A 13,562-nucleotide genomic window follows, 5' to 3' on the forward strand; every position below is an offset into this window, starting at 1 on the left:
GAGCCGGCCTGAGCCGAAGGCCGGGCCGGCTTGGAATTATTAGGGCTGTCGTGGCGTTGCCGCGGCGGCTCTTTTCTGTTTTGAGAGCCATTCATCTTTTTCGACTCCGAAGGTCCGTCTGTCCCCAGGCTTTTCGCTGCTGCCGCATTTCGCGCCTTGCCGCGTCGGACGGGTTCCCGCATTTTCTCCGCAAGCTTCGATGAGGCGTGGCCCGAATCGCAGCGCCGTGCTGCGCCGGTCCTTCGGAAGCCAATGAGAAAGGCGACGACTGCTATGGCGCTCAGGGTGGATAAATTCGTGACGGTTTCTTTGCTGGGCCGCGCATAGGCAACGACTGGCCACATTTTCGTACTCAAGACTCGGGTACAGGGTGCCCGGGAGATCATGGGGCTCCGGTGAGCGATGCCGCCGTCGAGCCGATGAAAGGATGGATTGATGGCGGCTGTCTTTCGAGCCTCCGGCTTCGCATGCGCTATGCTGCTTCTCGTTTTGGGTGCGGCTCTTGGCGGTTGCGCCAATAATCAGAACGATCCCAACTCGCAGCTCGGCCCCGACGGCCGCGGACCGATAACGCCCGGCACGCAGCGCGATTTCAGCGTCAACGTCGGGGATCTCGTGTATTTCTCGTCGGACAGCAGCGACCTGACGCCGGAAGCCCAAGCCACGCTGCAGAAGCAGTCGCAGTGGCTGCGGCAGTATCCGCAATTCACGATCACCATCGAGGGGCACGCGGACGAACGGGGCACGCGCGAATACAACATCGCGCTTGGCGCACGGCGCGCCACCTCCGTGCGCAACTTCCTGGCGCAGAACGGGGTGGCGCCGAATCGCATCCGCACCATCTCCTACGGTAAGGAGCGCCCGGTGGCGGTGTGCAACGACATCTCGTGCTGGTCGCAGAACCGCCGCGCGCAGACGGTGCTCAACAGTCGCGTCGCGTCGTAGAGCACCGCACGCACGCCTGCTTCCGTCCGTTACCCTGGGCGAGCGCGCTCCGAGCTTTCGGTTGAGGGCCGCTCGCTCACTTTCTCACAAGGCAACAAGAGAGCGGCGGTTGGACACCGCTCCACCGCCGGCCATCGCTTGCCTCCAGCGGGCTCGTATCTCAAACGATCGAGCCTTATGCTGCCTGCCCCCGCGGCCACCTCTACGTGCATCGGGCAATCTCCCTATAATGCCGCTTGAAAGCCTGCCTTCCAACGCTCGCCTGGCAAAGTTTGGCCTCATTGAAGGCGCACAGCTTTTATCTCGACGAATGAGGTGTTTGGCTCATCCGACTGTAAGCGGGAAACGAGGATGCCAAGCAAGTATCGCGCACGCGCGGGACGACAGAGAAAGGCAGGCGGGGCTTGCCGCGTTCATGCCGGCGGCACGTTGGGGCTGCTGTGGCTGGCGACGCTTCTGGTTGCGTTCGCCTATGAGCCGGCACGTGCCGAGGGTGTCGAGAACGGCGGCGACAAAGCTCCACCCCATGACGGTATCGATCTGGGCACTCCGTATGTCGGCTTCTCGGTGGCCGATCCACCGGCCGGTGTTTCCGAACCAAGGCGCGACAGCGCGAGCGAGGGCATCGGACGCTGGTTCTTTCAGAGCTGGAGCGCGAAGCCCGCTCCGCAGGTATCTGCCGAAACGCTCTATACATCAGCCATGGACGCACTCCGGGACAACCGTCGCGATGAGGCGCAGCGGCTTCTGGAACGCCTGATTTCCGAAGCGCCCGAGAGTCCGCGCGCCAGTGCTGCACGCCAGCAGCTCGGGCGCATCTATCGCGGCGTCGACGGCGAAGCTCGGGCGGTGTCCGTAGGGCGCACCGATGGGCGCCGTTTGCCATCCTCATCGCAGAGCGGTGTCCCGGCGCCCGCCAAGCCGGCCCTGGCCGGGCTTTCCCAGCCGCTCTCACAGGGCAGTCTGCATCAGGCGCGCGTTTCACCCGCCATTGATGCGCAGTTTCTCTCAGATGCCGGCGACCGGGTGTTCTTCGGCACTGGCAGCGCCGTGCTCGGTGCGCGCGCATGGGGTGTCATACAGGCCCAGGCGCGCTTCCTCATCCGGTATCCGAACCTGTTCGCCGCAGTCGAAGGCCACGCTGATGACGGCGCGCTGCCCGACGCCGAAACGCTGCGCCTCTCCGAGCAGCGCGCCGCCGTGGTGCGTGACCGGCTGATCGCTGAAGGGGTCGATGCTCGCCGGCTGGTCGCCTACGGCCGAGGCAGAGACGACCGCGTTTCAGATTGTGCGGCCTCCGAATGCATGGCGCAGAACCGGCGCGCCGTCACCGTTCTCCTCAACCGGCGGGTCGCAGCCAAGCCGATGCGGCGGGCGCAGGGTGAAGCCTCGGCCGGCAGCACGGACGTTTCACCAACGCAATGATCATGGAGAGCCGCCTCGAGGGCCGATCAAGTTGACAACGGCCGGCAGAGGACGGAGAGCAGAGGCGCGCCTGCAAGCGGTAGCTGGCGCAGCCTGTAACACTCATCTGGAGGGCGTTTGCCCATGACGTTGGCCAAGCCATCTCTCTGGACGGCGGCCCTTGGCGGGGCTTCGTGTGCGCTGATTGCGCTATTCGCCGGAGCCGGCGGCGCGTTGGCCCAGGGTGTCGCGACCGAGCAGCTTCCAGCCGTCAAGGGCGCGCCGCAGGGCAAGGCGCAGCAGAAGGGGGACGCCAGCAGCGGCGGCGACGCGGGGCTGCGCGAGCGCGTCGAGCAGCTGGAGGGCCAGCTCGTCGACCTGCAAGTGGTGATCGGAACGCTCGAATCGCTGGCACGTACGGGAGGGGCCGTTTCGGCGCCGGTGCGCTCTGACGCAGGTGGCGGCATGGGCAGCGGCGACCGTGCGCGCCTCGACAGCATCGAGACGCAGATCCGCGCCTTGACGGCGCAAGTGGAGCAGCTCGCAGCAGATGTGCGCGCGGGCGGGCAGCGCCGCTCGGACGCGGGACAGGCCGACTTCGGTGACGGAGGTATGGAATTCGGCCGCTTCGGTTCGACCACGGTGACGTCTGACACGGCGCCGCCGTCCGCCGGCTTCGATGGCGGCGGTTTCGGCCCCACAGGGGCGGGTCCTGCGGGCGGGACGTCGAGCTTCGCTGCGCCGCCGGCGGGCGGCGGTTACGGCGGCCCGACCCCGCCGCCGACATATGGCAGCGAAAGCCTGCCGCCGCCGGGTGGTGACCAGTTCGCGGCCGTCGGAGGCGCCGGCATGGGTGCGGCTGCCGGTGGCAGCGTGGCCGCGAGCCCGAAGCAACTTTATGAAACAGCCTACGGGCAGCTCCTGCAGCAGGACTACGGCGCTGCGCAGGCCGGGTTCCGCGAGTTCCTCAAGACCTATCCGCAGGATGCCCTGGCGCCGAACGCACTTTATTGGCTCGGCGAGGCTCATTACGTTCAGCGCCACTATGCCGATGCGGCCGAAGCGTTCGATCTCGTGGTCGCGACCTATGGATCGAGCGGCAAGGCCCCGGATGCCCAGCTGAAGCATGGCATGTCGCTGGCCCAGCTCGGCAAGCGCCAGGATGCCTGCAATGTTTTGCAGGGTGTCGGCGCGAAGTTTCCGAACGCGCCCGTGCAGATTAAGGCCAAAGCCGACAGCGAGCGCCAGCGGATCGGCTGCCCCTGATCCGGCGCGGCTGGGGCCCGGACACGCTCTGGCGCGCGCGGGATAACGGAGACAGCAGGCGGGCCGCACGTGCAGGATGAAGACCTCAATGCCGTGTTCGGCACTCTCTTCGCGCCTTTCAGGCGGGTTGTGCTCGCGGTCTCGGGCGGCTCCGATAGCATGGCGCTGATGCTGCTGGTCCGGCGGTGGCAGGCCGCAGGATTTGCGCCCGCGGGCCTCGCCATCGATGTCGCGACCGTCGACCATGGATTGCGGCCCGGCTCGGACGGAGAGGCGGAGTGGGTCGGCAGACGCGCCGGGGCGCTTGGCTTTCCCCACGCGATCCTCAGTTGGGGCGGCGAGAAGCCGGGCTCGGGGCTCCAGGAGCGGGCGCGCGAGGCGCGCTATCGGCTGCTTGTTGATTGCGCCCTTGGAGCGGGGCTGCCGGCCGCTGTCGTAACGGCCCACACGGCTGACGATCAGGCGGAAACGCTCGTCATGCGGCTTGGGCGCGGCAGTGGGCTCGATGGGCTCGCCGGCATGGCGCGGAGCCGGCCGCTCGTGCCGGACGGTTCCGTCAGTCTTGTGCGACCGCTACTCGGGCTGTCGAAATCCTGCCTCAGGAGTCTGCTCGCGGAGGCTGGCGAAACCTGGCTCGAGGATCCCTCGAACGACCGACTGAATTTCGAGCGCGTGAGACTGAGGCACGCGCAGGCGCATCTGGCGGCGCTCGGGCTTTCGAATGACAAGCTGGCGCTCAGTGCGCAGCGGCTCATGCGCGCGCGCGACGCGCTCGATCGCCTGACCGAGGAGCGAATCCAGGCGCTGGTCGATCTCCACGGCGGCATCTACGCCTCGCTCGGCCGTGATGCGTGGGAGGCAGAGCCGGAGGAGGTTCGCGTCCGCATGCTCGCCCGGCTTCTCGATGCGTTCGGCGGAGCGGCGAAGCCGGCGCAGCTCTCCCAGATCGAGGCGCTGGTCCTGGCGCTTGCGCGCGGCCGGCCCGTGGCTCAGACACTCGGCGGCTGCATCGTCTCGCAGGGGCGCACGACGCTGCGGCTCTATCGGGAGCCGGGTCGTCAGAGGCTTTCGGAACTGGTGCTGGGGGCCGGAGAGGACGTCCTCTGGGACGGGCGCTTCCGCCTCCACTATGGGCCGCACCCGGACCAAGGTGGGGGAGACGCCACCGGCGTGGCGGCGGCAGCGCCGGCGCGCGCCTCCGTAACGGTGAGGCCGCTTGGTTTCGCCGCCTATGCAACCTTGAGGCCGGAGATCAAGACAAAAGAGCGGCCGCCGGCGCGCGCGGCCGCCGGGCTGCCGGCCTTCTGGGAAGGATCGCGCCTGCTCGCCGTTCCGAGTCTCGGGGCGGCGGCACCGGGAGATGGCCGCTTCCACGCCGAATTCGTGGGTTTTAAGTGCCAACCGTGCCGGGATGCCGCGGGGTGACGCCGGGTGTGTCATGGAGGTGCTGCAACCGGCCGTGGCCCGCCGGAATGCGGCGCTCTTGCCCGTATCGGCCGGGCATTGAACTTGGCAAAATAGGGTGCCGCACCTATCTTAGGGCGCAGTTGGACGCGGATCCGGACCGGCGCACCGTCTCGCCTTTCCGCGGTCCATTTCAGGAAAACAGATGAATCCGAATTTTCAGAAGCTTGCGATCTGGGTGGCGGTGTTCGTTCTGCTCGCCGCGCTGTTCAACCTCTTCAACAACCCAAGCCAGTCGCGCCGCGGGGCGGAGATCAGCTATTCGGATTTCCTGAATGCGGTGGATGCGGGCTCCGTGGCCGAGGTGACATTGGCCGGCAATCGCATTTACGGCACTATGCGCGATAACGCCACGCCATTCACGAGCTATGCTCCATCCGATCCGAGCCTCGTCGAGCGCCTCAAGGTCAAGGACGTGAAGTTCAAGGCGCGGCCTTCGGATGAGGATGTGCCGTCGATCCTCTCCGTCATCCTTAACTGGTTCCCCATGCTGCTGCTGATTGCGGTGTGGGTGTTCTTCATGCGTCAGATGCAATCGGGATCGGGGCGCGCCATGGGCTTCGGAAAGAGCCGCGCCAAGCTGCTCACCGAGCGGCAGGGGCGCGTGACGTTCGAGGACGTTGCGGGCGTCGATGAGGCCAAGGCCGATCTCGAGGAGATCGTCGAATTCCTGCGCGATCCGCAGAAGTTCCAGCGCCTCGGCGGGCGCATCCCGCGGGGCGCGCTGCTGGTCGGTCCGCCGGGCACGGGTAAGACGCTGATTGCACGGGCGGTCGCGGGCGAAGCGAACGTGCCGTTCTTCACCATCTCGGGCTCCGACTTCGTCGAGATGTTCGTCGGCGTCGGTGCATCGCGCGTGCGCGACATGTTCGAGCAGGCGAAGAAGAACGCGCCCTGCATCATCTTCATCGACGAGATCGACGCGGTGGGCCGGCATCGTGGTGCGGGCCTCGGCGGCGGCAACGACGAGCGCGAGCAGACGCTGAACCAGCTCCTCGTCGAGATGGACGGCTTCGAGGCCAACGAGGGCGTCATCATCATTGCGGCCACCAACCGGCCGGACGTGCTTGATCCGGCGCTGCTGCGCCCGGGCCGCTTCGATCGCCAGATCGTGGTGCCGAACCCGGACATCGCAGGCCGCGAGAAGATCCTGAAAGTCCATATGAGGAAGAGCCCGATCGCGCCGGACGTCGATCCGAAGGTGATCGCGCGCGGCACGCCCGGATTCTCGGGCGCCGATCTTGCCAACCTCGTCAACGAGGCGGCGCTGCTGGCGGCCCGGCGCAACAAGCGGCTCGTGACGCAGGCCGAGTTCGAGGACGCTAAGGACAAGGTGATGATGGGCGCCGAGCGGCGGTCCATGGTCATGAGCGAGGAAGAGAAGCGCAACACCGCCTATCACGAGGCGGGGCACGCCATCGTGGGCATGTCGGTGCCGTACGATCCCTTGCACAAGGTCACCATCATCCCGCGCGGGCGCGCGCTCGGCGTGACGATGAACCTGCCCGAGGGCGATCGCTACAGCCGTACCCGGCAGTGGTGCGAGGCGCGGCTTGCGGTGCTGTTCGGCGGGCGCGAGGCGGAGATCATCCTCGGCGGTCCGGACAACGTGACCAACGGTGCCACCGGCGACATCCAGATGGCGACGCAGCTCGCCCGCGCGATGGTTACGGAGTGGGGCATGTCCGACAGGCTCGGACGCGTGCGCTACAACGGCAACGAGCAGGAAGTCTTTCTCGGCCATTCCGTGACGCAGACCAAGAATCTCTCCGATGAGACGGCGAAGCTGATCGACGAGGAAGTCCGCCGGCTCGTCCAGGAGGGCGAAGCGAAGGCGCGCCAGATCCTGAACGACAAGATGGACGCGCTGCATGCGGTGGCCAAGGCGCTGCTCGACTTCGAGACCATCACCGGCGATGAGGTGGCGACGATCCTGCGCGGTGAGACGATCGTGCGCAGCGACGACGATTCCTCCAAGGGCTCGCCCTCTTCGGCGGTGCCGACGACTGGCCGGGCGCGGCCGCGCGAGGAGCCGGATGCGGGCGGCATGGAGCCACAGCCGCAGACTTGATGCGCGGAGACTGGCTGGCTAAAGACTTGAACGGCCGCGACGGTGTCGCGGCCGTTCTTTTTCGAGAGATCCTCAATGCAGCGCTCGATCTACATCCGCCCGCTCGGCATCTATGCGGCGCGCCATGACGTACCGGGCGAGCCCCTGCGCGAGGTCTGGGGCGGGCTGCCGCTCACAGGCGGGCCGCTCGCGTTCTCGGCTCTCGAGGTGCTTGAGCGCGGCCCGAGCGGCACTTTGCGGCGGACGCTGGGGCTTGGCGAACTCTTCGAGCGCGATTGGGGCCGCGAAACGCTGGCGGCATCCGATCTTCTCGAGGCGGTCCGAGCGCCTCGGCCGCGGCTCGCGGGGCTCTCGCTCGACAGGCCGCGGATCATGGGTATCGTCAACGTGACGCCCGACAGCTTCTCCGACGGCGGCCGGCATGATGGCGCCGCAGATGCGATCGCACACGCGCTGAGCCTCGTGGAGGCCGGGGCCGACATTCTCGATATCGGCGGCGAGTCGACACGGCCGGGGTCTGATGCAGTCTCCCTCGATGACGAGCTGCGCCGCGTTATCCCCGTAATCGAAGGCCTTCGGGGCCGAACCGACAAGCTGATCTCCATCGATACGCGCAAGGCCGAGGTGATGCGGCGCGCGGCGGACGCTGGTGCGGATATCCTGAACGACGTTTCGGCACTGACACACGATCCGATGTCGCTCGAGGTGGCGGCGGAAAGCGGGCTGCCGGTCATGCTCATGCATGCGCAGGGTGATCCCAAGACGATGAACGAGAACCCGCAGTACGACGATGTCGTGCTCGATGTCTTCGATTTCCTCGAACAGCGCATCCGGGCCTGCGTTGCGGCCGGTATTCCGAAGGCGCGCCTGGTGGCGGACCCTGGCATTGGCTTCGGCAAGCATCTCCATCACAACGTTGCCGTGCTCAACGCTTTGGGCCTCTATCATGGCCTGGGCGTGCCGGTGCTTCTGGGTGCGAGCCGCAAGAAGCTGATCGGCCAACTCTGCAACGTGGAGAACCCACGCGACCGGGTGCCAGGATCGATTGCGGCGGCGCTGCATGGAGTTGCGCAGGGCGTGCAGCTCGTGCGTGTGCACGACGTGGCGGAAACCCGGCAGGCGCTCGCCGTTTGGGAAGCGGCGCAGGCCGGGTCCGAGGCGGCCGTCGGCTGATTTCTCCCTCGGGTGGGCCGCCGGCCGCCCGTAGTTATGATTAACCGTCGAAAAACACTGTATGTGTGAGTCTGACGGCCGTGCGCAGCTTGGCCAGCGGGGGCGACGGACGTAAACTCACGGAGCAGGACGGCTCCGGCCCCGTTCTTCCATCTGCATGCAGAAATTTCAGTTCTTTGTTGTGCCGTGCTTCCACCCAGGAAATTCGTTCCGTCTTTTTAGAAGCACTCTCAGGATGAGGGATCAGATGACACGCCGCTATTTCGGCACCGACGGCATCCGGGGACTCGCCAACAGGCATCCGATGACTTCCGAGGTGGCGCTCAAGGTGGGCATGGCCGCCGGCAAGCTGTTCCAGAACGGCAGCCACCGCCATCGGGTCGTCATCGGCAAGGATACGCGCCTTTCGGGCTACATGCTCGAAGCAGCGCTAATGAGCGGCTTCACGTCGGTCGGTATGGACGTCTTCCTGCTCGGCCCGATGCCGACGCCTGCCGTCGCCATGCTGACGCGGAGCCTGCGCGCCGATCTCGGCGTTATGATCTCCGCCTCCCACAACCGGTCCAACGACAACGGCATCAAGCTGTTCGACCCTGACGGCTACAAGCTTTCCGACGAGGTCGAGCTCGAGATCGAGCAGCTGATCGACGGGCCGGCGGAGCCGCTGCTTGCGCCTGCGGACCGCATCGGGCGGGCGACGCGCGTGGATAGCGCCCAGGAGCGCTACATCGAGTTCGCCAAGCGCACGCTGCCCAAGAACCTCAAGCTCAACGGGCTTCGCATCGTTATCGATTGCGCGCACGGTGCAGCCTACAAGGTGGCGCCGGAGGCGCTCTGGGAGCTCGGCGCCGAGGTGATCAAGATCGGGGTCGATCCGGACGGGCACAACATCAACTACAAATGCGGGTCCACCGCGCCTGATGCGCTGATCGACAAGGTGCGCGAGGTGCGCGCCGATATCGGCATCGCGCTCGACGGCGATGCGGACCGCGTAGTGATCGTCGACGAGAAGGGCAATATCGTCGACGGGGATCAGCTCATGGCCGTCATCGCCGAGAGCTGGAACCGGCGCGGCCGTCTGAGCGCCGGCGGCGTCGTGGCGACGGTGATGAGCAACCTCGGCCTCGAGCGCTATCTCAAGGACCACGGGCTGTCGCTGGCGCGTACGCCGGTCGGCGACCGCTACGTCGTCGAGCATATGCGCCGGCATGGCTATAACGTGGGCGGCGAGCAGTCGGGCCATATCGTGCTCTCCGATTTCACGACGACCGGCGACGGTCTCGTCTCGTCGCTCCAGGTGCTGGCGTGCGTGGTGGCGACAGGCCGCCCGGTTTCGGAGGTGTGCGCACGCTTCACGCCGCTGCCGCAACTTCTGCAAAACGTTCGCTACTCGAGCGGGCGGCCGCTTGATGACAAGCGCGTGCAGAAGGTGATCGAAGAGGCGAAGCAGCAACTCGGTGAGGGCGGGCGCCTCGTCATCCGCCCGTCCGGGACCGAGCCGGTGATCCGCGTCATGGCGGAGGGAGACGACGAGCAACTCGTCGCGACAGTGGTCGGCGAAATCGTCGAGGCGGTAAAGGAGGCAGCCCAGGCGGCCGCTTGACGCCGTTCTATCTGTTCAAGGCGATCGCGGCGAGTGGCCGGGACAGTGGTTTCCTTTAGCGGCGAGCGAGCGGACACTTGCGTGGGCCCCGGCCTGTGCCGGGATGACGTTGAGGTGGGGCATGCCGGCTGCCAGCAATGTCCGTCGTGGCAGACAGTGTTGGCGAGCGGTCCGCCTGGGACCGTGGCGCGAGGGCTCGTCGAGCCCTAAAGGCGGCGCGGCCGCTCAGAGGCGTTCCGGCTTAAGCGGAAATGGGGAACGGCTCGAAGCGTTGTTTCTTCGTGCTTCTTGTCGGACGTTTGAGTTTGTATGACTCCGCCCGGTCTTTCACTTGCGTCGCTCCGCCATGACTGGTCTCCGGAAGCACTCCAAGCATCTTTGCAGGTTGCGCGCTGTTGAGGTCACTATGGCGGACTGGCTGGGCCGTTCCGTTGCTCAATGGCGAGCGTGGAAGTTGGTGCCGGCCCCGGCTCTTCGCTGGGATGATGTCGAGCAGCCGACGCGTCTCCTACACCAACGTCATCCCGACGTAGGTCGGGATCCGCGCCAGCCTCTGCGCATGTGCCGCCTGGCAGAGATCGCGAGAGGTTTCTCGCGCGCCATGACCTGTCAGCGAACGCTTCTTCGGCGGGCATTCTGTAGATCATCTGTCGCAAAATAAGCCCGCGTTTAAGTACCTATTAAACGTTCTCGGACAAAGTCTCCCTTGGACGCCAGTGCTGCGTCGCGATCGGTCCTGCGCGTGCTGTTTGGGGCCCAGTCTTCTGAAGGGAATGTCGATGAGAACCTCACGCGTTTGCGCCGCGGTGGGCGCAGCCGTCAGCGCAGCCATGCTTGCCGTGTCGCCCGCTCCGGCGAATGCCGCAGACTTTGGATACGGCAGCGTCAAGGACATCCCGCCGCCGCCACCCTCGGGCCGTGCCTGGTACCTCAAGGGCACCATCGGCATGACGAACCCGGAGCCGGGCAAGCTCTGGACGGACGAATTCTCGGATGGCGAGTTCTCCGTCCATCACAAGGATATCAAGAGCGGCCCGCTTTACGGTATCGGCATCGGTGTCGAGCACAGTCGCTGGCTGCGCTTCGACATAACGGGTGAATACCGCGGCAAGCAGCTGTTCGTGGCGCACGATTCGTACGTCAACGGCGATTGCAGCGGCGGGGATCCCGGGGAGTTTTGCGGCTCAAACGAGCACAGCGCCAACCTGAGCAGCTGGCTCGGCCTGTTCAACGCCTATATCGATCTCGGCACTTGGCATGGCGTAACGCCTTACGTCGGCGGCGGCGTTGGTCTCAGCGCGATCAACGTGATGGGCTACAAGGACGTCAACGTGCCGGCAGGCGGCTTTGCGTATGCCGTCAAGGATAAGACGACGACGAACTTCGCGTGGGCCGTCTATGGCGGGCTTTCCTATGACGTCACGGATCGCTTCACGCTCGATCTGGGCTATCGCTACACGGATCTCGGCTCGGTCAAGACGGGCGGTGTCCGGACCTACGATGATGCGGAGGTGCTAAGCCCCCTGGAGATCCGCGATATCACCTCGCACGATCTCTTGTTCAGTGCGCGCTATCGCCTCGGCAACCCGGCGCCGATGTATCCGGTCGCTATGAAATAGAATTGAAGACGCGGCTCGCGTATTTGCGTTCCGAGCTGTGTCTTCGTAGGCCGTGCGGTCGGCGGGGTGGGCGTGAGCCTGCCCCGTTTCTGCGTGTGGGCTCCGCCATAAATTTGTCCTGAAACGCCCCCACCTCAAGCGTGCGGATCTCCGCGCGTGTGCTCCGAACCCAGCGAAACGGAGAGGAGGTGCCAGGTTCCAAAACCTGGAAATTTTTCTCCACCGTCAGCGGCCGCCCACTTCGTCGGAAAATGCCCTATGCTCCGGCCGCACCCCGTAACCCGCCAGTCAGTCCAGAGGTCTCATCCGTGAAGCAAGTGTTCGCCGCCGCGTTGGTTTTTCTGGCTTCCGGAGCGGGGCTCGTCCGCGCGGCCGAGGTGGATGCCGTGTCGCGCATCGATGCCGTGACCGTGTTCCCGATGGGCGCGGAGGTGGCACGCGTCACCAAGGTGCAACTCGAGAAGGGCGAGCATACCGTGCTCTTCCGCGATCTGCCGGCTAGCGCCGTCGAAGGCTCGATCCGTGTCGAGGGCACGGCATCTGGCAAGCTCGAGATCGGCTCGGTCGATACGCGGCGCCTGTTCGTGCCGCGCGCGGATGCGGACGCATCGGCTTCCGAACGCAGGCGGATCGAGATGGAGATCGAGACGCTGCGCGACGGACGCGCCCGCCTCGAGGCGCAGGTGCAGGGCGGCGAGACGCAGCAGGCGCTGATCGCCAATCTGGCGCAGCTCCCCACACGGCCTGCACCCTCCGCAGGTGCGGAGCGCGGCGAAGACTGGACGGCGATCCTGGCCTTGATCGCGGCCGGTTCCGCGGAAGCGCAGCGTGCGATCGGAGACGCCCAGGTTCGCATCCGGGAAACCGACCGTAGGATCGAAGATCTCGAAAAGAAGCTCGCCGAGATCGCGCCGGAGAAAACAGAGCGTACGGAGGCGAAGGTATTCGTCGTCGCGCAGTCAGCGCTCGAGGCCGAGATCACCGTGCGGTATCAGGTTTCGCACGCCTCCTGGACGCCGCTCTATGATGTGCGCCTCGAAAGCGGAGGCAAGACCGTGGCGCCCAGGATCGACCTCGCGCGGCGGGCCTCGATCAGCCAGAAGAGCGGGGAAAGCTGGGATGATGCAACCGTGACGCTCTCCACGACACGCCCATCGGCCGGCGCGTCCGCGCCTGAGCTCAGCCCGCTCATCGTTGATTTCGAGCCGGAGGTTCGTCCGCCGCAGCCGGTTGCGGCGGCGCCCATGTCGGCCGCTGGTCGGGCCGGCGGTGACATGATGGTCGCGGCCGAGCCGGAAGCTTTCGATGCCCGGGAGCAGTCAGCAAAGCGTCAGCAGAGGAAGCATGTCGTGGCCGAGCGGCCGGCGGACATGGTGCAGGCGCCGTTCCACGCGCTGTTCACCGTGCCCGGCCGGCTCACCGTCCCCGAGACCGGCGAGGTCAAGCGCGTCCATCTCGGCGCCGAAACGATTGAGCCTCAGCTCATCATCCGCTCCGTGCCGAAGGCCGAGCCCAAAGCCTATCTCTACGCCAAGCTCGTCCTGCCGAAAGGGGCGCCGCTGCTGCCAGGCGCCGCGTCGCTGTTCCGGGATGGAACTTTCGTCGGCAATGGCCGGCTGCCGATGCTGTCGCCGGGTGAGGAGCACGAACTCGGCTTCGGCGTCGACGATCTCGTGCGCGTGCGCCATGCGGTTGCCGCCGAGACGCAGGGCGAGACGGGGCTGATCTCGACGTCGCGCACCGACAACCGCAACTACGTGGTTGCGATCAAAAGCATGCACGAGCGGCCCATCGCCTTTGCCGTGCTCGATCAGGTTCCGGTGGCGGCCAATCAGGAGATCCGGGTCGAGATGACCGGCCAGGCGCCGACCCGGCGGAACGTGGATGAGCAGCGCGGCGTCGTCGCCTGGGATGGGCAACTCGAGCCCGACAAGGAGCAGACCATCACGTTCGGCTATCGGGTCTCCTGGCCTTCCGCAAAATCGGTCGTTTACCGCCAGTAGTGCGGCCGATGCCG

At 66.1% G+C, this 13,562-nt stretch carries 9 protein-coding genes; all 9 read left to right on the plus strand.

Annotated elements, in window-relative coordinates; all coding sequences use genetic code 11:
- Nucleotides 1–435 precede the first annotated feature (435 nt).
- On the plus strand, nt 436–945 hold the full coding sequence (gene pal / locus V7P99_RS08965) for a peptidoglycan-associated lipoprotein Pal (protein ID WP_333794463.1): 510 nt from the start codon (nt 436–438) through the stop codon (nt 943–945).
- Between the two features lie 351 nt (nt 946–1,296).
- Nucleotides 1,297–2,370 (plus strand): OmpA family protein, encoded by a 1,074-nt coding sequence (locus V7P99_RS08970; protein ID WP_333794464.1) that lies wholly within the window; start codon nt 1,297–1,299, stop codon nt 2,368–2,370.
- Between the two features lie 123 nt (nt 2,371–2,493).
- Nucleotides 2,494–3,615 carry a tol-pal system protein YbgF gene (ybgF, locus tag V7P99_RS08975; protein WP_333794465.1) on the plus strand — a complete coding sequence of 374 codons (1,122 nt, stop codon included), beginning with the start codon at nt 2,494–2,496 and terminating at the stop codon, nt 3,613–3,615.
- 69 nt (nt 3,616–3,684) lie between these two features.
- Nucleotides 3,685–5,040, plus strand: coding sequence for a tRNA lysidine(34) synthetase TilS (tilS, locus tag V7P99_RS08980; protein ID WP_333794466.1), 1,356 nt, complete (start codon nt 3,685–3,687; stop codon nt 5,038–5,040).
- 184 nt (nt 5,041–5,224) lie between these two features.
- On the plus strand, nt 5,225–7,150 hold the full coding sequence (gene ftsH / locus V7P99_RS08985; protein ID WP_333794467.1) for an ATP-dependent zinc metalloprotease FtsH: 1,926 nt from the start codon (nt 5,225–5,227) through the stop codon (nt 7,148–7,150).
- A 75-nt stretch (nt 7,151–7,225) separates the two neighbouring features.
- Complete coding sequence (gene folP, locus V7P99_RS08990; RefSeq protein ID WP_333794468.1) at nt 7,226–8,323, plus strand: dihydropteroate synthase; 1,098 nt, start codon at nt 7,226–7,228, stop codon at nt 8,321–8,323.
- A gap of 247 nt (nt 8,324–8,570) precedes the next feature.
- Nucleotides 8,571–9,926 carry a phosphoglucosamine mutase gene (gene glmM, locus V7P99_RS08995; protein WP_333794469.1) on the plus strand — a complete coding sequence of 452 codons (1,356 nt, stop codon included), beginning with the start codon at nt 8,571–8,573 and terminating at the stop codon, nt 9,924–9,926.
- A gap of 779 nt (nt 9,927–10,705) precedes the next feature.
- A complete protein-coding gene (locus V7P99_RS09000) occupies nt 10,706–11,545 on the plus strand; it encodes an outer membrane protein (protein WP_333794470.1) in 840 nt (279 codons plus the stop codon).
- A 308-nt stretch (nt 11,546–11,853) separates the two neighbouring features.
- Nucleotides 11,854–13,548, plus strand: coding sequence for a mucoidy inhibitor MuiA family protein (locus tag V7P99_RS09005; RefSeq protein ID WP_333794471.1), 1,695 nt, complete (start codon nt 11,854–11,856; stop codon nt 13,546–13,548).
- The last annotated feature ends 14 nt before the right edge of the window (nt 13,549–13,562 follow it).

The organism is Hyphomicrobium sp. (genome assembly GCF_036780825.1).
Lineage (GTDB): Bacteria > Pseudomonadota > Alphaproteobacteria > Rhizobiales > Hyphomicrobiaceae > Hyphomicrobium_C.